The sequence below is a fragment of the Propioniciclava sp. LT294 genome, assembly GCF_059516005.1.
In genome coordinates this window covers 219,401-239,175 of record NZ_JCAKNG010000002.1, presented here as the reverse complement: position 1 = coordinate 239,175, position 19,775 = coordinate 219,401, and the positions used below count along the sequence as shown (strand labels likewise).

Annotated in this window: 14 protein-coding genes; 4 read left to right on the top strand and 10 right to left on the bottom strand. The window is 70.1% G+C overall.

The window, feature by feature from the left end:
- Nucleotides 1-48: 48 nt before the first annotated feature.
- The 4 genes from mltG to AC5YDA_RS03670 all read right to left on the bottom strand — a co-directional run bounded on the left by mltG (nucleotide 49) and on the right by AC5YDA_RS03670 (nucleotide 5,865).
- Nucleotides 49-1,227, bottom strand: a complete 1,179-nt coding sequence (gene mltG, locus AC5YDA_RS03685; protein WP_496188689.1) for an endolytic transglycosylase MltG — start codon at nucleotides 1,225-1,227, stop codon at nucleotides 49-51.
- Between the two features lies 1 nt (nucleotide 1,228).
- A complete protein-coding gene (gene ruvX / locus AC5YDA_RS03680) occupies nucleotides 1,229-1,708 on the bottom strand; it encodes a Holliday junction resolvase RuvX (RefSeq protein WP_496188690.1) in 480 nt (159 codons plus the stop codon).
- The gene (gene alaS, locus AC5YDA_RS03675) at nucleotides 1,705-4,380 is read right to left on the bottom strand and encodes an alanine--tRNA ligase (RefSeq protein WP_496192748.1); all 2,676 of its coding nucleotides are present in this window, start codon (nucleotides 4,378-4,380) and stop codon (nucleotides 1,705-1,707) included. The genes ruvX and alaS overlap by 4 nt, the downstream gene beginning before the upstream one ends.
- Before the next feature lie 114 nt (nucleotides 4,381-4,494).
- Nucleotides 4,495-5,865 carry a replication-associated recombination protein A gene (locus AC5YDA_RS03670; RefSeq protein WP_496188815.1) on the bottom strand — a complete coding sequence of 457 codons (1,371 nt, stop codon included), beginning with the start codon at nucleotides 5,863-5,865 and terminating at the stop codon, nucleotides 4,495-4,497.
- Nucleotides 5,866-6,055: 190 nt separating this feature from the next.
- On the opposite strand from AC5YDA_RS03670, the gene AC5YDA_RS03665 reads away from it, so the two are divergent.
- The 3 genes from AC5YDA_RS03665 to AC5YDA_RS03655 are packed head-to-tail and all read left to right on the top strand — an operon-like array spanning nucleotide 6,056 to nucleotide 9,671.
- Nucleotides 6,056-7,114, top strand: a complete 1,059-nt coding sequence (locus tag AC5YDA_RS03665) for an iron ABC transporter substrate-binding protein (protein ID WP_496188692.1) — start codon at nucleotides 6,056-6,058, stop codon at nucleotides 7,112-7,114.
- A 50-nt stretch (nucleotides 7,115-7,164) separates the two neighbouring features.
- Nucleotides 7,165-8,646 carry an ABC transporter permease gene (locus tag AC5YDA_RS03660; RefSeq protein WP_496188693.1) on the top strand — a complete coding sequence of 494 codons (1,482 nt, stop codon included), beginning with the start codon at nucleotides 7,165-7,167 and terminating at the stop codon, nucleotides 8,644-8,646.
- Nucleotides 8,643-9,671, top strand: coding sequence for an ABC transporter ATP-binding protein (locus tag AC5YDA_RS03655; protein ID WP_496188694.1), 1,029 nt, complete (start codon nucleotides 8,643-8,645; stop codon nucleotides 9,669-9,671). Before AC5YDA_RS03660 ends, AC5YDA_RS03655 begins: the two co-directional genes overlap by 4 nt.
- 87 nt (nucleotides 9,672-9,758) lie before the next feature.
- On the opposite strand, the gene aspS is transcribed toward AC5YDA_RS03655, so the two are convergent.
- The 4 genes from aspS to AC5YDA_RS03635 form a co-directional block, all read right to left on the bottom strand.
- Entirely contained in the window at nucleotides 9,759-11,594 is a 1,836-nt protein-coding gene (gene aspS / locus AC5YDA_RS03650) for an aspartate--tRNA ligase (protein ID WP_496188695.1), read from the bottom strand.
- Nucleotides 11,595-11,720: 126 nt separating this feature from the next.
- Entirely contained in the window at nucleotides 11,721-12,917 is a 1,197-nt protein-coding gene (locus AC5YDA_RS03645; RefSeq protein ID WP_496188696.1) for an MFS transporter, read from the bottom strand.
- 2 nt (nucleotides 12,918-12,919) lie between these two features.
- A complete protein-coding gene (gene hisS, locus AC5YDA_RS03640) occupies nucleotides 12,920-14,242 on the bottom strand; it encodes a histidine--tRNA ligase (protein ID WP_496188697.1) in 1,323 nt (440 codons plus the stop codon).
- A 2-nt stretch (nucleotides 14,243-14,244) separates the two neighbouring features.
- Nucleotides 14,245-14,931, bottom strand: a complete 687-nt coding sequence (locus tag AC5YDA_RS03635) for an MBL fold metallo-hydrolase (RefSeq protein ID WP_496188698.1) — start codon at nucleotides 14,929-14,931, stop codon at nucleotides 14,245-14,247.
- 65 nt (nucleotides 14,932-14,996) lie between these two features.
- Here AC5YDA_RS03635 and AC5YDA_RS03630 point away from each other — a divergent pair, with 65 nt between their 5' ends.
- Nucleotides 14,997-16,241 (top strand): DUF349 domain-containing protein, encoded by a 1,245-nt coding sequence (locus AC5YDA_RS03630; RefSeq protein ID WP_496188699.1) that lies wholly within the window; start codon nucleotides 14,997-14,999, stop codon nucleotides 16,239-16,241.
- Between the two features lie 95 nt (nucleotides 16,242-16,336).
- Here AC5YDA_RS03630 and AC5YDA_RS03625 read toward each other — a convergent pair whose 3' ends face one another.
- Together AC5YDA_RS03625 and AC5YDA_RS03620 are read right to left on the bottom strand one after the other, a co-directional pair.
- Nucleotides 16,337-18,526 carry a RelA/SpoT family protein gene (locus AC5YDA_RS03625; RefSeq protein WP_496188816.1) on the bottom strand — a complete coding sequence of 730 codons (2,190 nt, stop codon included), beginning with the start codon at nucleotides 18,524-18,526 and terminating at the stop codon, nucleotides 16,337-16,339.
- Nucleotides 18,527-18,679: 153 nt separating this feature from the next.
- Nucleotides 18,680-19,765, bottom strand: a complete 1,086-nt coding sequence (locus AC5YDA_RS03620; protein ID WP_496188700.1) for a potassium channel family protein — start codon at nucleotides 19,763-19,765, stop codon at nucleotides 18,680-18,682.
- Nucleotides 19,766-19,775 lie beyond the last annotated feature (10 nt).

Below are 19,775 nucleotides of genomic sequence, written 5' to 3'. Positions count from 1 at the left end.
CGCACCGGCCGGAAGGTCGGTGCGTGGCCCCGCGGGCGGACGCCGGCCTCAGCCGGTGCACTTCTTCTGGTTCTCGGGCGAGGCCGCGCACCAAGCGCGGAGCTTGGCCACGGACTGGTTGTGGGCCTCCAGCGTGTCGTTGAACTCCGTCTCACCCGTGTCCAGGTTCACGGTCACGAAGAACAGCCAGCTCCCCTCGGCGGGAGCCAGCGCCGCCTCGAGCGCGGTCGCCTCGGGCGAGCTGATCGGCCCCGGGGGCAGCTTGCCGGCCGTGGACGGGTGGTACGTGTTGTACGGGCTGTTCAGGTCACGTTCGGCCTGGGTCGTCGCCGCCCGCCCGGTCGAGCCGTTGGCGTAGGCCGTCGTGGCGTCGGACTGCAGTGCCATGCCCTTCTCGAGCCGGTTGTAGAAGACGCGCGCGACCTGGGCACGCTCCTCGGGGGACCTCGCCTCGCGTTCGACGATGCTGGCGAGGATCAACGCCCGGTACGGATCTCCGGCGGGCGACTGCCGGGACCGCTCCTCGAACTTGAGGTCGGCAGCCACCTTCTTGAAGTGCGCCACGGGGATCTGCAGCACCGAGAGGGCGGACGGCCGGTCACCGATCTCGTAGGTGTCGGGGTAGAGGAAGCCCTCGGCATTGCCGTTCGACCACTCCGGCAGGGCCAGTGCACCCGGTTGGGCGATGACCGCCTGCAGTTCCTCCTGGGGAATCTTGGTGCGCTCGGCGACCTGCGCCAGCGCCTCCTCGAGCCGAAGGCCTTCGGGGATTCGTAGCATGTTGCGCACCAGGTAGTTCGGGCTCACGAGGCGGTCGAAGGCCGCCTGGGCCGAGAGCTGCGTCCGCATCTGGTACGTGCCGGCCTGGATCTTGGCAGCCTCCTCCGGTCGGCTCCGGGCGTACTGGCGGAAGGTGTCCCGCGAACGGACGACGTCGGCCTCCTCCAGGAGCAGCCCGATCTGTGCCATCGACGCGCCGGACGGAACGGTCACGACGACGTCCGCGACGCCCTCGGCCCCGATGTAGTCGTCCGAAGTGCGGAAGTCCATGAACGCGCTCCAGGCGCGGCTGCCCACGAACCAGCCACCGCCCACGATGACAGCGACGGCGACCAGCACGGCCGTCCACCCCTTCAGCCGGTGCTTGAGCTCCTCGGAGTCCCATTCACCGGTCTCGGGGTCGCGCAAGGTGTCGCGTCGGCGGCGTGCCCGGCGAGGCTCGGTCATGTCATCCCTTTCCGTCGATCCGCTCCCCGGCACGAGCGCCCGTGAGGCGCTCCGTGTCAAGGGCGTGGTTCAAGATTGCCACGGCCGCGGCTTGGTCGATCACGGCCTTCTGGGTCCTGGCCGACCTGCCCGCCTCCTGCAGCTGGCGGGTGGCCGACACGGTGGTCATGCGCTCGTCGACCAGGTGGACGGCCATGTCGGGGAAGGCGGTCGCCAACCAGCGGGCCTGACCCCGTGCCCGGGCGGCCGACTCACCCTCGGCCCCCTTCAGGTGTCGGGGCAGGCCGAGATAGGCCACGACCGGCTCGTACTCGGCCACGATCGCCGTGAAGCGCTCCCGCACGACGCGCGCATCGGCGGCCGGCGCGATCGTCTCGACCGGGTACGCCAGCACCCCCGCGGCGTCGCAGGCCGCGACACCGATGCGCGCCCGGCCCCAGTCGATCCCGAGCCGGACACCGCGCAGCGCGTCGTCCGTCATCCGGCCAGCGACGCGCGGATCGCGGCCAGCGCGGCGGCCGCACCCGCGGCGTCCGACCCCCCGCCCTGGGCGAGGTCGTCCTTGCCGCCACCCTTGCCACCGAGGTGGGGTGCGGCCACACCGACGAGCTGGCCCGCCCTCGCGCCGGCCTCGCGGGCCGACGGGGTGGTCGCGACGATGACGACGGGCTTGGCCTCTCCACCGATGAGCGCGATGACGGCGGCCTGGTTGGACAGCTTGTCGCGCAGGCCCATCGCCAGGGTGCGCAGGTCCCCACCGCCCACGCCGGGCAGTTCGCGAGCGACCAGCTTGACCGCACCGGCGTCCGTCGCCGTCGCGGCGAGCTCGTCGAGGTTGCCGAGCAGTTGGGCGGCCCGGAGATCCGCCACCTCCTTCTCGGCCTGCTTCAGCTGGGCGAGCAGCTTCTCGACACGGTCGACCAGCTGGTCGGGTTGGGTCTTGAGCGTCTCGGACAGTGTGCCGACCAGCGCACGCTCCGCGGCGAAGCGGTTGAACGCGTCGCCACTCACGAGCGCCTCGACGCGACGGATGCCGGAGCCGACGGACCCCTCACCGAGGAGGTTGACCAGACCGATCTGGGCGGTCGAACCCACGTGGGTGCCACCGCACAGCTCGCGACTCCAGGCCCCGTTCAGCTCGACGACGCGCACGACGTTGCCGTACTTCTCCCCGAACATCGCCTGGGCGCCGAGCGCCTTGGCCTGGTCGAATGGCATCTCACGGTCCGTTACCGCGAAGTTGTCCCGCACCGCCTGGTTCACGATGCCCTCGAGCTCCTGCTTCGCGTCGAGGGAGAGCCCCGAGGTCGCGTTGAAGTCGAAGCGCAGGTACCCGGGCTTGTTGTACGAGCCGGCCTGGTGGGTCGCATCACCCAGCATCTGACGCAGGGCCGCGTTCACGATGTGCGTGGCGGTGTGGGCCTGGCATGCGCCGAGCCGGGCCGCGGCGTCCACCTGGGCCAACACCTCGGAGCCGATACTGAGCTCCCCCTCGGTGACGAGCGCCTTGTGGACGGTCAGGCCCTGCACCGGGCGCTGGACGTCCAGCACCTCGAGGGCGAGACCCGGGGCGATGAGGACACCGGAGTCGGCGTCCTGGCCACCGGACTCGGCGTAGAACGGGGTCTCTGCGAGCACGACCTCGACGACGTCGCCGGGCTGGGCCGCCGGGACGATCGCGCCGTCGCGGACGATGCCGCGCACGCGACTCGGCACGGCGAGCTCGGTGTAGCCCAGGAACGGCGTCTCGCCGGCCTCACGGAGGGTCCGGTACGCCTCGGTGCTGACCGCGCCACCCTTCTTGGCGCGCGCGTCCGCCTTCGCACGGTCCTTCTGCTCCTGCATCAGGCGCTTGAACTCGCCCTGGTCCACGCTCAGGCCGGCCTCCCCGGCCATCTCCAGCGTCAGGTCGATCGGGAAGCCGTAGGTGTCGTGGAGTTGGAACGCCTCGTCGCCCGGGATCACCCGGGCACCGGCGTCCTGGGCACGCTTCACGGCCACGTCGAAGATCTGGGTCCCGGCGGTCAGGGTGCGGCGGAAGGCCTCCTCCTCGGCGTAGGCCGTGGTCGAGACGCGCGCCCACTCCGTGGTGACATCGGGGTAGGACTCCTCCATCAGGCCCTTGCTGATCGGCAGCAACTCCGGCAGCACGGGGTCGTGGACGCCGAGCAGGCGCATCGCGCGGACACTGCGACGCAGCAGGCGGCGCAGCACGTAGCCGCGGGCCTCGTTGCCGGGGGTGACCCCGTCGGTCATGAGCATCAGGCCGGAACGCACGTGGTCGGCGACGACACGCATGCGGATGTCGTCCTCGTGGTTCGCGCCGTAACGCTTGCCCGAGAGCTCGGCGGCCTTCTCGATCACCGGGAAGATCTGGTCGATCTCGTACATGTTGTCCTTGCCCTGCAGCAGGTAGGCGACCCGCTCCAGGCCCATGCCGGTGTCGATGTTCGGACGCGGCAGGGGGCGCAGGACGTCGAAGTCGTCCTTGGCCCGGACGGCCGACAGTTCCTGCTGCATGAACACGAGGTTCCAGATCTCGAGGAACCGGTCCTCGTCCACCACCGGGCCGCCGTCGGGGCCGAACTGGGGGCCGCGGTCGACGTAGATCTCCGAACAGGGACCCCCGGGACCGGGAACGCCCATGTTCCAGTAGTTGTCCTTGAGGTCGCGTCGCTGGATCCGCTCGTCCGGCAGCCCGACCTTCCTCCACAGGGCGACAGCCTCGGCGTCGCCGTCCGGGAAGTCCGGGTGGTGGCCGGGACCGAGCACGGTCACCCAGATCTTGTCGGGGTCGAACCCGAGCCCGCCGTCCTCCACGGAGCCGGTGACCAACGACCAGGCGTGGTTGATCGCGCCTTCCTTGAAGTAGTCACCGAAGCTGAAGTTGCCGTTCATCTGGAAGAAGGTGCCGTGGCGCGTCGTCTTGCCGACCTCCTCGATGTCGAGGGTGCGCACGCACTTCTGGCAGCTCGTGGCGGTGTCGTAGGGCGCGTCCTCCGCGCCGGTGAAGTAGGACTTGAAGGGCACCATGCCCGCGTTGACGAACAGCAGTGTGGGGTCGTTGTAGACCAGCGATGCCGACGGCACCAGCGTGTGCCCGGCCTGGACGAAGTGGTCCAGGAACCGACGTCGGATCTCCGCGGTCTTCATGTGTGATGCAACCCCTCACGCGACGAGTGCGCCCGCGCGGTGCGGACGGCCGCCCCATGATACGACGTGCGGACGACGGTCGGCCCGGCATCCCTCTCCGGCGACCCCTCCCCCTCAGCCCTCACGGCCCAACAGGGACCGGAGGGCAGCGAGCCGCTCGGAGATCTGTGCCTCGTGCCCGTGGGTGGTGGGTTCGTAGTAGCGCGCCTGCGCCAGGTCGTCGGGCAGGTACTGCTGCGCCGCCACCCCGTGGGGTGCGTCGTGGGCGTACTGGTAGCCCTTGCCGTGGCCCAGCGCCTTGGCGCCGGTGTAGTGGGCGTCGCGCAGGTGCAGGGGCACCGGACCACCCAATCCCCGCGCCACGTCCTCCTGCGCCGCGTTGATCGCCACGTAGCTCGCATTCGACTTGGGCGCCGTCGCGCACGCCACCACCGCTTGGGCGAGCACCAGGCGTCCCTCGGGCATGCCGATCAGCTGGACGGCCTGGGCCGCGGCCACGCACGTCTGCAGCACGGACGGGGCGGCCATGCCGATGTCCTCGCTGGCGAGGATGATCAGGCGCCGTGCGATGAAGCGAGGGTCCTCACCGCCCGCGAGCATCCGGGCGAGGTAGTGCAAGCCGGCGTCCACGTCGGAGCCGCGGATCGACTTGATGAACGCGCTGATGACGTCGTAGTGCTGGTCGCCGTCCCGGTCGTACCGCACCGCCGCCTTGTCGACGGCGAGTTCGACCGCATCGGGCGTGATCACGGCCGAGTCCAGGGCGGACGCCGATGCGGCGGCCTCCTCGAGGTACGTGAGCGAACGCCGCGCGTCGCCCCCGGCCAGCCGGACGAGGGTGGCGCGGGCGTCCGGGTCGAGCTCGTACGGTTCCCCCTCGTGGGTCCGCAGACCGCGCTCATCGGTGAGCGCACGGTCGAGCAGGTCGTTGATGTCGGCGTCCGACAGGGGCTTGAGCGTGAGGAGCAGGGAGCGCGACAGGAGCGGGGAGATCACCGAGAAGGACGGGTTCTCGGTCGTGGCGGCGATCAGGGTGACGAGGCGGTTCTCGACGGCGGGAAGGAGGACGTCCTGCTGGGCCTTGTTGAAGCGGTGCACCTCGTCCACGAACAGCACCGTGCCACGGCCCCGGGCGAGTTCACGCTTGGCCGTGTCCAACTCGGCGCGGACCTCCTTGACGCCCGCGGTCACACCCGACAACTCGACGAAGCGCCGGTTCGTCGCCTGGGAGACCACCGAGGCGATGGTGGTCTTCCCCACGCCGGGAGGCCCCCACAGGAACACCGACATGGGCTGGCCGTCCGCGAGCCGGCGCAGCGGGGAGCCCGGACCCAGCAGGTGCTGCTGGCCGACGATCTCCTCCAGCGTGCGGGGGCGCAGCCGCACGGCCAGGGGCACATCCGCGTGGTCGGCCCCCGACAACGACCCCCCGGGCCGGGCGGGCGCCTGTTGCTCCGCGGGGTCTGGGTTGCCGAACAGGTCCATCACCCGCACGACGCTACACCGCACCAACCCCAGCTCCGGCCGGTGGGGCGTCCGGGAAGTCACGGGCGGAGTGATCTTGGCGCTGCCGATGGTGGCCGTCCGGGCCACGCCGAGCGGTGCGCGACCACATCGCGGGATTTGGTCAGCCCGAAGTTGCCTAATTGCCATCAGTTAGGCAAGCCTTACCTACATGAACCACGGCCTGACCCGACGCGCCCTCCTCGGCGCCGCAGCTGCCCTGACCGCCGCCACGCTCGCCGCGTGCTCGTCCGGACCGCAGGGGACGCCTGCCACGAGCGCCCCCGGCGCCTCAGCAGGCACAGCTGCCCTCACCGTCTACAACGCCCAGCACGAGTCCCTCACGAAGGAGTGGATCGAGGGCTTCACCAAGCAGACCGGCATCCAGGTCACGTACCGGCAGGGCTCCGACACCGAGATGGGCAACCAGCTCGTCGCCGAGGGTGCCAACTCCCCCGCCGACGTCTTCCTCACCGAGAACTCCCCCGCGATGACGCTGGTCGAGAACGCCGGGCTCCTGGCCCCGGTCGATGCCGCCACCACCGAGCAGGTCCCCGCGCAGTACCGTCCCGGGACCAACGCCTGGACCGGCATCGCAGCCCGCTCCACCGTCTTCGTGTACAACACCGACAAGCTCACCGAGGCCCAGCTCCCCACCTCCCTGATGGACCTGGCCGATCCCGAGTGGAAGGGACGCTGGGCCGCCTCGCCCTCCGGCGCCGACTTCCAGGCGATCGTGTCCGCCGTCCTGCAGCTGAAGGGTGAGGAGGAGACGCTGGCCTGGCTGAAGGCCATGAAGGAGAACTCCACCGCCATCAAGGGGAACTCGGCCGTGATGAAGGCCGTCAACGCCGGCGAATTCGACGGCGGCGTGATCTACCACTACTACTACTACGGTGACCAGGCCAAGGGCGGACAGAACAGCGGCAAGATCGGGAGCCACTACTTCGGCAACCAGGATCCCGGCGCGTTCGTCTCGATCTCGGGTGGTGGCGTCCTGAAGAGCTCCAAGAACCAGGAGGCCGCGCAGAAGTTCCTGGCCTACATCACCGGCAAGGAGGGCCAGGCCGTGCTGCGCGACGGCGGATCCTTCGAGTACCCGGTCGGCTCGGGCGTGGAGGCCAACGCCGAGCTCAAGCCGCTCAAGGACCTGGATGCCCCCACGGTCGACCCCGCCACCCTCAACAGCCCCAAGGTTGTCGAGCTGATGCAGCAGGCGGGGCTGCTCTGACCACCTCGGCCCGACCCCGACGCGCCACCCGGTCGCGCGGCCACCTCCCGGTGACCGTCTCGGCCGCGGTGGCCGTCGTCGTCCTCACGCTGGTGCCCATCGGGTTCATCGTGGTGGCGACCGTGGACGCGGGCCCCGCCCTGGTGGCCCAGCTCGTGTTCCGGCCCCGCGTCGCGGAGTTGATCGCCAACACGGTCGCGATCCAACTGGTGGTCGTGCCCGCCACCGTCCTGATCGGCACCGGGACCGCCCTGCTCGTGGAGCGGACGCGAGTCCCCCGCTGGCTGTCGGCGGCGTTCGTCGCACCGCTCGCCGTGCCTGCCTTCGTGATGAGCTACGCGTGGGCCACGGTGTGGCCGTCCATCTCGGGCCTGGCCGGCGCCTCGCTCATCGCGACGATCAGCTACTTCCCGTTCGTCTACCTGCCGGTGCTGGCGACGCTGCGTCGCATGGACCCGGCCCTGGAGGAGTCGGGGGCCGCACTCGGCCTCACTCCCCGGGAGATCCTGCGCCGGGTGACCCTGCCGCAGTTGCGGCTGCCCGTCCTGGGCGGCACGCTGCTGGTGTCGCTGCACCTGCTGGCCGAGTACGGCGCCTTCGCGTTCGTGCGGTTCGACACCTTCACCACGGCGATCTACGACCAGTTCCGCTCGACGTTCGCCGCGCCCGCGGCGTCCATGTTGGCCGGCGTCCTCGTCCTGCTCTGCCTCGTCGTCCTGGGGGGCGAGGCCGCGGTGCGCGGACGCCGTCGCCATGCCCGGCTGGGTGCGGGCGTCGCCAGGCGTGGACGCCGCGTGCCCCTCGGCCCGTGGACGCTGCCCGTGCTCCTGGCGGTCACCACCCTGATGGTCGCCTCGCTCGGCGTCCCGGCCTGGTCGCTCGTTCACTGGCTGTCGGTCGGGGTCGAGATCGACTCCAGCCTGGCCCCCGCGCTGCTGAGCACCCTGGGCATGGCCACCATCGGTGCTCTGGCGACGTGCCTGGCCGCCGGCCCCATCGCCTGGCTGTCGGTTCGGCGCCCGACCCGGTGGTCCCGCGCGCTGGAGGGACTCGCGTTCATGTCGTCCTCGCTGCCCGGCATCGTCATCGGTCTGGCCTTCGTCACGGTCTCCATCCGTTGGGTTCCGGCGGTGTACCAGACCAGCGCGCTCCTGCTCGCGGCCTACGTCGTGCTCTTCCTGCCGCGCGCGGTGGCGAGCCTGCGCTCGGGCATCGCGCAGGTACCCACCTCCCTGGGTGAGGCATCCTCCTCCCTGGGCCAGTCGCCCCTCAGCACGCTCCTGCGCGTCACCGTCCCGGTGCTGGCACCGGCGTTCGGCGCCGGGGCCTCGATGGCCTTCCTGGGGATCGCGGGCGAGCTCACGGCCACGCTCCTGCTGGCCCCGACCGGCACGACCACCCTGGCGACCCGGTTCTGGTCGCTGTCCAGCGAGCTGGACTACCCCGCCTCGGCGCCCTACGCGCTGCTGCTCATCGCCCTGTCGGTGCCGATGACGATCATCCTGTTCCGCCAATCCCGAGGAGACCGATGAACGACGCGCTCGTGGTCAAAGGAGTGCGCGCCAGCTACGGCCACAACGAGGTGCTGCACGGGATCGACCTCAGCGTCCCGGCAGCGGCGGTGCTCGCGGTCGTGGGCCCGTCCGGCAGCGGCAAGACCACGCTGCTGCGGTGCATCGGGGGGTTCGAGTACCCGACGGCCGGTGAGGTCTTCATCGGCGGCGTTCCCGTCACCGGCTCCGCCTGGGTGCCGCCGCACAAGCGTTCCATCGGGTACGTGTCACAGGACGGGGCGCTGTTCCCCCACCTGTCGGTGGGGGCGAACGTCGGCTTCGGGCTGCCCCGGGCCGAGCGGACGACGAAGCGGATCGCCGAACTCCTGGCCACCGTCAACCTCGACCCGTGCCTGGCGAAGCGGCGTCCCGACCAGCTGTCGGGTGGCCAGCAACAGCGTGTCTCGCTGGCCCGCGCGCTGGCGCGGCGTCCCGCGGTGATGTTGCTGGACGAGCCGTTCTCGGCCCTCGACACGCACCTGCGCGAGTCGACCCGTGAGCTGGTCGGCGAGGTCCTGCGCGGCGCCGGCGTCACGACGCTGCTCGTCACGCACGACCAGGAGGAGGCGCTCGCGTTCGCGGACCTCGTCGCGGTGCTGGAGGGCGGCGAACTGCGTCAGGTGGGCCCACCCCAGGTGGTCTACGAGCGTCCGACCGACCTGGCGACGGCACGCCTGCTGGGATCAACGCTGGAACTGGACGCCCTCGTCACCCAGGGCGTCGCGCAGACGATCATCGGTCCCATCTCGGCGCTGGGAACCCCCGACGGCAGGGCCACGGTCATCGCCCGCCCCCACCAGGTCTCGGCGAAGCTGGCCGTGGACGCGGATTGGGTCGTCCGTGCGCTGGCCTTCCACGGGGATCACCGGCGCCTCACGCTGGGTTCGGCGGACGCCCCGGGTGGGCCGACCTTCCGGGTGTCCACGGACCAGCCCGTGCGTGTGGGCGACCGCATGAGCATCTCGCTCATCGGTCGGGCCCTGGTGGTCCCGGCCGACGAGTGAGGGCGGTCCGCACCGCGGGCCCTCGGCAGGCGGTCCCTTACCGCTGACTTCGTTCCCCACGGCGGACCGTGGGGAACGAAACCTGGCTCAGGCGCTGGTCGCGGGCTGAGTGTCCGCCTTCGTCGGAGCTCCACCGTCCTTGGCGTCGGCCTTGGGGGTCGGCTTGAAGTCCACGCCGGCCTCCTTGCGCTGCTGGGGCGTGATCGTCGTCGGCGCCTCGGTCAGCGGGTCGAAGCCACCGCCCGACTTGGGGAAGGCGATGACGTCCCGGATCGTCTCGAAGCCGCCGAGCAGCATGACCAGGCGGTCAAGACCGAACGCGATGCCACCGTGCGGCGGGGCGCCGTAGGAGAAGGCGTCCAGCAGGAAGCCGAACTTCTCCTCCGCCTCCTCCTGGGAGATGCCCATGACCCTGAACACGCGCTCCTGCACGTCCCGGCGGTGGATACGGATCGAGCCGCCTCCGACCTCGTTGCCGTTGGCGACGAAGTCGTAGCCGTACGACAGGGCCGTGCCGGGGTCGGTGTCGAAGGTGTCCAGCGACTCGGGCTTCGGCGAGGTGAAGGCATGGTGGACGGCGGTCCACTTGCCGCCGCCGACCGCGACGTCGCCGGAGGCCACGGCGTCCGCCGCGCTCTTGAACATCGGCGCGTCCACGACCCACAGGAACGACCAGGCGCCCTCGTCGATCAGGTTGCAACGGCGGCCGATCTCCAGGCGCGCCGCACCCAGGAGCTCCTGCGTGGTCTCGCGGGCACCCGCACCGAAGAAGATGGCGTCGCCGGGCTGGGCGCCCATGGCCGCGGCGAGTCCGTCACGCTCCTGCTCGGTGATGTTCTTGGCGACGGGGCCACCCAGGGTGCCGTCCTCGGCGATGGTGACGTAGGCGAGACCCTTGGCCCCGCGCTGCTTGGCCCACTCCTGCCAGGCGTCGAACTGGCGACGCGGCTGGGAGGCACCACCCGGCATGACGACCCCACCCACGTACGGCGCCTGGAACACGCGGAACGGCGTCTCGGCGAAGTAGTCGGTCAGCTCGCGGATCTTGTTGTCGAAACGGAGGTCGGGCTTGTCGGAGCCGTAGTCGTCCATCGCGTCGTGCCAACTCATCCGCTGCAGCGGCAGCTGCATCTCGACGCCGATCAGCTTCCAGCACGCGGCCATGACCTCCTCGGCGAGGGTGATCACGTCGTCCTGGTCGACGAAGCTCATCTCGATGTCCAGCTGGGTGAACTCGGGCTGGCGGTCGGCGCGGAAGTCTTCGTCGCGGTAGCAGCGGGCGATCTGGTAGTACCGCTCCATGCCGGCGACCATCAACAACTGCTTGAACAGCTGGGGGCTCTGCGGCAGCGCGTACCACTTGCCGGGATGCAGGCGGGCCGGCACGAGGAAGTCACGGGCGCCCTCGGGGGTGGAGCGCGTCAGCGTCGGGGTCTCGACGTCGTAGAAGTCGTGCCGGTCCATCACCTCACGGATGGTGTGGGTGACCTTCGACCGCAGCACGAGCGCGTCGTGCTGGCGCGGACGCCGCAGGTCCAGGTAGCGGTGGCGCAGACGGGCGTCCTCACCGACGGTGGTGCGCTCGTCGATCTGGAACGGCAGCGGCGCGGCCGGGTTCAGGACCACGAGCTCACGGATCGCCACCTCGACCTCGCCGGTGGCGATGTTGGGGTTGACGTTCTCGGGGGTGCGTGCGTCGACGACGCCGGTGACCTGGATGCAGAACTCGTTGCGGAGGTCGTGGATGCCCGCCTGCTCGAGGTACTCGTCACGGACGACCACCTGGCAGATACCGGACGCGTCACGGAGGTCGATGAAGGCCACCCCACCATGGTCGCGCCGCTTGGCGACCCATCCGGCAAGGGTGACGGTCTGGCCGACGTCGCTCGCGCGGAGCTGACCTGCCTGGTGCGTGCGCAGCATGCTCTTCTTGTTCCCTTCTTGCCCCCGCATGGACGGTACGGGGCGCGTGGGGACGAGTCTAGGCCCACCCCGTGGGGGACGCTGAACGGTTGCCCGCCAGGCAGCCACGGTTGCTCAACGCCGGAGTCACGAGGACGCTCCCCAGCGGGCGGGCCCGAGGCGTCCCAGCGCCCACGGCAGGAGTGCCCCGACGAGCCCGACGGCCCCCAGCACACCGAACGCCAGCGCGTAGCCGGACGACCCGACCAGCGCGGAGCCGAGGAGCGGACCGGCGACCCCGGCCAAGGACCAGCCGACCAGCATCAGGCCGTAGATCGCGCCTGCGTGCGTGAGGCCGAAGGTGGAGCCGGCGGCGGACGGCAGCGTTCCGAAGGCCCCGCCGTAGCAGAGGTAGACCAGGGCTGCCAGGCCCAGCAGCAGCGGACCGGGCACGTGCGGCAGCACCATGAGCGCCAGGCCCTCCAGCACGAGGATCGCTCCGAGCACGGGCACGTGCCCGACCCGTTGGGCCAGGGCGGCCCACACGATGCGGCCGCCACCGTTGAACAGGGCCAGCACCCCGACCGCTCCCGCAGCCGCCACCGGCGTGAGCCCGGCGACCTCGACGGAGACCGACGCCATCATCGAGATCAGGGCGATGCCGGCCGTCACCGAGACGGCCAAGGTGCCGGCCAGGAGATACCAGTGCGGCGTCCGCAACGCTTGGGACACGGTCAAGCCGGCCGCGCCCCCGGTCGGACCCGGAACCGCCACCGGCGGCCTGGCCAGCAGGCTCGCACCGAGCGCACCGACGGCGAGGTAGGCCAGCCCGAGCGCCCGGAACGCCACCGCCGGCTCAGCCGGGGTGAGTGCGACGAGGTGGTGGGCCGCCGGAGCGGTCACCATCGCGCCGAAGCCGAAGCCGCCCACGGCGAGCCCTGTCACCAGCGCACGCTGGTCGGGGAACCACTTCTGCAACAACGCGACCGGCACGATGTAGGCCATCCCGAGACCGAAGCCCCCGACCACGCCGTAGCCGACGACCAGCCACCCCAGGGCGCCCGGCCCCGTGCCGAACGACGCGACGAGGTGACCGACCGCGAACAGCACCACGCCCGCCAGCGCCACCACACGCGGGCTGCTGCGGTCCTGCAGGCGTCCGCCGATCGACGACCCGACGAAGATCATGCCGATGGCCACCTCGAACGGTACGGCCGCCTCGACCCGACTGAGGCCCAGGGCACCCGGGGCGGACAGGGCCCGCCCGAAGATGCTCCAGGCGTAGAGGCCGCCGATGACCAACTGGACGAGGACACCGCCGACCAGCGCACCCCAGCGCGCCATCCTCAGTGGGCGCGGTGCACCGTGGGGTGGAGGTCCTCCGCGGGGGGTGCCCACGTGGCGGCGTCGGCCGGCACCTGCTCACCCGAGCGGATGTCCTTCACCGAACCGTCCGAGAACCACACGTACGGGATGCCCCGGCGGTCCGCGTAGCGGATCTGCTTGCCGAACTTGTCCGCCTTCGGGGCGACCTCGGTCGGGATGCCGCGGGCCCGCAGCCGCTGCGCGGTGGCCACCGCGGCGTCGCGGGCCTCCTCGCTGTCGACGGCCACCAGCACGCACGTCGGCACCGACCGGGACGCCGTGAGCGCGCCCTGGCCGATCAGCACCCCGAGGATGCGCGTGACACCGACCGAGATGCCGACGCCCGGGAACGTCCGCTTCCCGTCGGTGGCCAACGCGTCGTAGCGGCCGCCGGAGCAGATCGAACCGAGCTTTTCGTAGCCCTCGAGCACCGACTCGTACACGGTGCCGGTGTAGTAGTCGAGGCCGCGGGCGATCTTCATGTCGGCCACCACCGCGCCGGGGGCCGCCGCGTTGACGGTACGGACGACGGACGCCAGGGCTTCGAGGCCCTCGTCCAGCAGGTCGTGCTCCACGCCCAGGGCCCGGACCTGCTCGACGAACGACTCGTCGGCGCTCCGGATCGTGGCCAGCGCGAGGCACTTGTCGGCCGCATCGACGCTCAGTCCGAGTTCGTCGACGAGCAGCGTGCGAACAGCGTCCGGCCCGATCTTGTCCAGTTTGTCGACGCGTTGGAGCACCGCCAGGTGGTCCTCGACGCCCAGGCCGCGGTAGAAGCCCTCGGCGAGCTTGCGGTTGTTGATGTGGAAGGTGACCTTCGGCACACCGAACCCACCCAGGCGTCCGAGCGCCTCGACCATGACCAGCAGCACCTCGGCGTCGTGGTGGTCGGCCAGCGCGCCATCCCCCACCACGTCGATGTCGGCCTGCAGGAACTCGCGGTAGCGGCCCTCCTGGGGGCGTTCACCGCGCCACACCTTCTGGATCTGGTAGCGGCGGAAGGGGAAGGCGAGGTGCCCCGCGTTCTCCACGACGTAGCGCGCGAACGGGACGGTCAGGTCGAAGTGGAGGCCCAGGTCGTCCCCGGTCTCCCCCTCGGCGGCGTGCAGCCGCCGCACGACGTAGACCTCCTTGGTGATCTCGCCCTTGCGCGTGAGCGACTCCATGGTCTCGACGGCGCGGGTCTCGATGGACGCGAACCCGTGCAGTTCGAACGTCTGCCGCAACGAATCGAGGACGGACTGCTCGACGATCCGGCCGGTGGGCAGGAACTCGGGGAAGCCGGAAAGGGGCTTGGGTCGCATGGTCACCTCAGGTACGAGTCTTGGAGATAGGGGTTGGTGGTGCGCTCATGCGCCATCGTGGTCTCGGGGCCGTGGCCGGGCAGCAGGGCGGCCGTGTCCGGCAGGGCGAGGACGATGTCGCGCAGCGTCGCGCGCATCACGTCGTCGTCGCCGCCGTACAGATCGGTCCGGCCGATGGACCCGGCGAAGACGACGTCACCGGTGAAGATGAGCTCGGTCAGTTCCGGGGCCTGGGGCAGGGACTCGGCCAGCGGCGTCCGCCACAGGAGGCAGCCGGGGCGGTGGCCCGGTGCCACCTCGGTGGTGAAGGGGATGCCGGCCAACTCGAGGGTCTCACCCCCGACCAGCTCACGCAGGTCCTCGGGCTCGACGTGGTTCACCTGGAACCGCTCGATGATCTGGACGGCCATCTCCGACAGGAGGCTGGTGTCGAACAGTTCGCGGTCGTCGGCGTGCACGTAGGCCGGGACGCCGTAGTGGTCGGCGACGTCCGCGGCTCCCCCGACATGATCGGGGTGACCGTGGGTGAGGAGGACGGCCTCGACGCTCAACGCCTTGTCATCCAGGATCTTCTTCACGTCGTCGAAGGCGTTGACGCCCGGGTCGACGACCACACAGCGGCTCCCGTCGACCGAGTAGACGTAGCAATTCGCCTGGAACGGACCGGCGGCAAATGAGGTCAGGAACACCCCGACACCTTATCGAGAGGCGACATGCGCGCGCCGCACCCATGTTTTCGGGCAAGATGGGATCCATGACTGACTCCGCAGGTCCGGCCAGCTTCGGTCGTGTCGATCCCGATGGCACCGTCTACGTGACAACGGGTGAGGGCGAACGTGCTGTCGGTCAGGTCCCCGATGTGTCCCCCGAGGACGCCCTTGCCTTCTTCGTCCGTCGCTTCGAGGCGCTCGACCTGGAGGTCACGCTGCTCGAGCAGCGGCTGAATTCTGGGGCTGTCACGCCGGACGACGCACGCCATACCATCAAGAACCTCCACAAGTCCGTCACCGAGGCCAACGCCGTCGGTGACCTGGCCGCCCTCGAGGCCCGGCTGGATGCGCTCCAGCCCCTGTTGGCCGAGGCGTCCGAGGCGCGGAAGGCCGAGCGCGCGAAGCAGCACGAAGCGACCCGGGAGGCCAAGGAGGCCATGGTCGCCGAGGCCGAGACGCTGGCCGCCGGCAACGACTGGCGCGGCGGCGTGAACCGCTTCCGCCAGCTGCTCGAGGATTGGAAGGCCCTCCCCCGCATCGACCGCGCCACCGACGACGAGCTCTGGCACCGGTTCAGCTCCGCCCGCACGACCTACACGCGTCGCCGCAAGGCGCAGTTCGCCGAGCAGTCGGCGAAGTGGGGCGAGGCGAAGCAGCTGAAGCAGCAGATCATCGAGGAGGCTCGCGAGCTGGCCGACTCCACCGACTGGGGCCCCACCTCGGGCGCGTTCCGCGACCTGATGAGCCGGTGGAAGGCCGCCGGCTCCGCGGCCCGCGACGACGACAACAAGCTGTGGGCCGAGTTCCGCGGTCTCCAGGACCGGTTCTTCGACGCACGTACCTCCGCACAGTCCGCGCAGGACGAGGAGTTCTCCGGCAACCTCGTCGCCAAGGAGGAACTGCTCGCCAAGGCCGAGGCCGAGATCCTGCCCGTCACCGACCATGAGGTGGCGCGCACCCAGTTCCGCACGTTCCTCGAGGAGTACCACGCCCTGGGCAAGGTCCCCCGCGATGCGATGCGCGGGCTCGACAACCGCGTCCGCACCATCGAGCAGGCCGTCAAGAAGGCCGAGGATGACGAGTGGAAGCGCACCGATCCCGAGGCGCGCCAGCGTGCCGAGGAGACGGTCGCCATGCTGACCGCCGAGATCGGGAAGCTGGAGGCCAAGGCCGCCAAGGCCGACGCGCGCGGTGACAAGCAGGCCTCGAAGAAGGCCCAGGACTCCATCGCGACCTACACCACCTGGCTCGACCAGGCCAAGGCCACGCTGGCCGACTTCACGCGCTGACCCGACGCACGGATGCCGGACGCCCGGGCCGCAGCCACCGCTGCGGCCCGGGCGTTCCTGTGCGTTGCTCGAGGTGAAACGGGGACGAGCTCGCGTCAGCCCGGCTTGACCCGACTCACCTCATAGACCCCCGGGACGCGTCGCAGCGAGTTCAGCACGGTGTCCAGGTGCCGCGGATCGGGGGTCTGGAAGGTCAGGCGCATGGTGAACACGTGGTCCTTGGACGCGTTCGCCGACACCGACACGATGCTCATGTGCAGGTCGGTGAGCGCCCGCGTGACATCGCTCAGCATCCCGGCGCGGTCGATGCCCTCGAGTTGCACCGCGACCAGGAATGCGGCGTCCGCGCTCGGCGCCCACGAGACCGGCACGATCCGTTCGGGGTAGCGCTTCAGCGACTCCACGTTCGTGCAGTCCTCCCGGTGCACCGAGATGCCCTCGCTCCGCGTGACGAACCCGATGATGGGGTCACCCGGGACGGGGAGGCAGCACTTGGCGAGCTTGGTGTACATGTCGGGGTCGCCGTCCACGACGACGCCGGAGTGGTCACGCGGCAGCTTGCGCATCGGGCGGACGAGGAGCGCCTGGTCGACGAGGGACGCCTCGGCGGCGGCCTCGTCACCACCGATCGTCCTGATCAGCTGGGTCACCACCGACTGCGGGCTCACCGTACCCTCCCCGATGGCCGCCCACAGGCTCGGGACGTCCGACACGTGGAAGTGCTGCACCAGGCCGGCGAGCACCTCCGGCGTCAGCAGGCGCGACGCGAGGTGGGCTCGGCGCATCTGCTTGGTCAGCAGTTCCTTGCCCTGTTCGATGGCCTCGTCGCGGCGCTCGCGGGTGAAGTGCTGCCGAATCTTCGAGCGGGCCCTCGGCGTCTTGACGAAGCTCAGCCAGTCACGGCTCGGGCCCGCGTTCTGGGCCTTGGACGTGATGATGTCCACGACCATGCCCATCTCGAGGGGCGAGTCGAGCGGGACGAGCTTGCCGTTGACCCGCGCGCCGATGCAGCGGTGTCCGACCTCGGTGTGGATGGCGTAGGCGAAGTCGACCGGCGTCGACCCGGCGGGCAGGGAGATGACGTCACCCTTGGGCGAGAAGACGAAGACCTCGTTCTTGGCGATCTCCTGGGTGAAGGTGTCGAGGAACTCCCCGGAGTCCTCGGTCTCCTTCTGCCATTCCGAGATCGACTGCACCCAGTTGATCTGGTCGCCGGAGGTCTTGCCCTCCTTGTAGCGCCAGTGCGCGGCCACGCCGAACTCGGCCTGGCGGTGCATGTCGTGGGTGCGGATCTGCAGTTCCACCGGCTTGCCGCCCGGCCCCAGCACCGTCGTGTGCAACGACTGGTAGAGGTTGAACTTGGGCATGGCGATGTAGTCCTTGAACCGCCCCGGCAACGGACGCCAACGTGCGTGCAGGACACCGAGCACGTCGTAGCACTCACGCTTGGTGTCGACGAGGACCCGCAGGCCCACGAGGTCGTAGATGTCGTAGAAGTCGCGGCCGCGCACCATCATCTTCTGGTAGATCGAGTAGTAGTGCTTGGGCCTGCCGTAGACCGTGGCCTTGATCTTCTCCGCGGCCAGGTCCTCCCGCACCTGGTTGATCACCGTGTTGAGGTACTGGTCGCGCAACGGGGCGCGCTCGGCGACGAGCTTCACGATCTCCGAGTAGATCTTCGGCTCCAGCACGCTGAACGACAGATCCTCCAGTTCCCACTTGACGGCACTCATGCCGAGGCGGTGGGCCAGCGGGGCGTAGATCTCGAGGGTGTCCCGCGCGATGCGCGCCTGCTTGTCCTGCCGCAGCGAACTGATGGTCCGCATGTTGTGCAGGCGGTCTGCCAGCTTGATGACCAGGACGCGGATGTCACGCGCCATGGCCACGACCATCTTGCGGATCGTCTCCGCCTTGGCGGACTCGCCGTAGACCACCTTGTCCAGCTTCGTGACGCCGTCGACCATCGTGGCGACTTCCTCACCGAAGTCGGCCGTCAGCTGGGCGAGCGTGTAGCCGGTGTCCTCCACCGTGTCGTGCAGCAGCGCCGCACAGATCGTGGACTCGGTCAGGCCCAGTCCCGCGAGGATGGTCGCCACGGCGAGCGGGTGGGTGATGTAGGAGTCACCGCTCTTGCGGGTCTGGCCGCTGTGGTAGTGCTCAGCCGTGCGGAAGGCCCGTTCGATGACGGCCGTGTCCACCTTGGCGTGGTGCTGGCGCATCGCGGCGAACAGCGGGTCCAGCGCCGATGTCGTGGACACCTTCTGGGACCCGAGCAGGGCGAGCATCCGTCGGACGCTGCGGCGCGGCTGGTCGGGAACGGCAGGAAGGGCACCGGGGGTGTCCGGCACTGCGGGGACGCGCGGGTCGTACTCCTGCGCGTCGGAGGGCCTGCTGGCGGTTTCGCTCATGGTCTCACCTCCCGACGTGGTGGACCGAGTCTAGCGCTGGCCGAGCCCCGACTGGTCGCCTCCGGCCCGTGGACGCGGTTTGCGGCTGGGCCGCACCACCACCAGTTCGTCGCCCGTCTTCAGGGTCGCGACGCTCGGATCGAAGAAGCGGCGCAGCAGTCCGCCACGGACGACCCCGATGACGCGCTCCCCCGCGATGTCCTGGGTGCTGTGGCCCACCTCGTCCGGAGCGACGAGTCGCTGGGCGATGTCGAGGCCTTCCCCATAGCTGAGCAGGTCCTCCATGGTGGCACCCAGGTCGGGGCTCACGGCGGACAGCCCGACGAGGCGACCCACGGCGTCCGAGCTCGTGACGACGCCGTCGGCACCCGACTGGCGCAGCAGCGACACGTTCTCGGCCGCCCGGACGGCCACCACGATGTGCGCGTGCGGATTCAGCTGGCGCGCGGTGAGGGTGGCGAGGATGGCGGTGTCATCGCGGTTGACGGTGATGACGATGTGCTTGGCCTTGGGCACCTCGGCGCGGCGCAGCAGTTCCCGGGAGGTCGCGTCACCGAGGAACGCCGCGAGCCCGTTGCGGTTGGCCTCGTCGACGGCGGCCTGGCTGCCGTCCACGATGACGATGCGATCCTGCTCGGCGCCGTTGCGCAGGAGCGTGCTCAGCGCGCTGCGGCCCATGGTGCCGTAGCCCAGGACGACGGTGTGGTTGCGCATCTTCTTCCTCCAGCGGGTGTCGACCATGGCACGACGTCCCTCGTTGGCGAGCACCTCGAGGGTGGTGCCGACCAACAGGATCAGGAACGCGATGCGCAAAGGGGTGACGAGCAGGGCGTTCAACAGCCGGGCGTGGTCGGAGACGGGGGTGATGTCGCCGTACCCGGTGGTGGTCACCGTGACGGTGGCGTAGTACAGGGCGTCGATGAAGCTGACACCGTCGCCGTTGACATTGTCGGCGTAGCTGTCGTGGTCCAACCACACGATCATCGTGTTGATCAGGACGATGCTCAGCGCGAGGAGGGTGCGGCGGACGAGCTCCTTGAACGGGTTCTCGGTGACGGTCGGCAGCCTGACGAGGGCTTGGTAGCCCCACAGCGACTGCGACGACCGGTCGGTCACGACTGGCCCC

Excerpts from the sequence above, each read along its gene's own strand:
- mltG (WP_496188689.1), bottom strand. The coding sequence starts at position 1,227 with ATGACCGAGCCTCGCCGGGCACGCCGCCGACGCGACACCTTGCGCGAC.
- ruvX (WP_496188690.1), bottom strand. The coding sequence starts at position 1,708 with ATGACGGACGACGCGCTGCGCGGTGTCCGGCTCGGGATCGACTGGGGC.
- alaS (WP_496192748.1), bottom strand. The coding sequence starts at position 4,380 with ATGAAGACCGCGGAGATCCGACGTCGGTTCCTGGACCACTTCGTCCAG.
- AC5YDA_RS03670 (WP_496188815.1), bottom strand. The coding sequence starts at position 5,865 with ATGGACCTGTTCGGCAACCCAGACCCCGCGGAGCAACAGGCGCCCGCC.
- AC5YDA_RS03665 (WP_496188692.1), top strand. The coding sequence starts at position 6,056 with ATGAACCACGGCCTGACCCGACGCGCCCTCCTCGGCGCCGCAGCTGCC.
- AC5YDA_RS03655 (WP_496188694.1), top strand. The coding sequence starts at position 8,643 with ATGAACGACGCGCTCGTGGTCAAAGGAGTGCGCGCCAGCTACGGCCAC.
- aspS (WP_496188695.1), bottom strand. The coding sequence starts at position 11,594 with ATGCTGCGCACGCACCAGGCAGGTCAGCTCCGCGCGAGCGACGTCGGC.
- AC5YDA_RS03645 (WP_496188696.1), bottom strand. The coding sequence starts at position 12,917 with ATGGCGCGCTGGGGTGCGCTGGTCGGCGGTGTCCTCGTCCAGTTGGTC.
- hisS (WP_496188697.1), bottom strand. The coding sequence starts at position 14,242 with ATGCGACCCAAGCCCCTTTCCGGCTTCCCCGAGTTCCTGCCCACCGGC.
- AC5YDA_RS03630 (WP_496188699.1), top strand. The coding sequence starts at position 14,997 with ATGACTGACTCCGCAGGTCCGGCCAGCTTCGGTCGTGTCGATCCCGAT.
- AC5YDA_RS03625 (WP_496188816.1), bottom strand. The coding sequence starts at position 18,526 with ATGCTCGCCCTGCTCGGGTCCCAGAAGGTGTCCACGACATCGGCGCTG.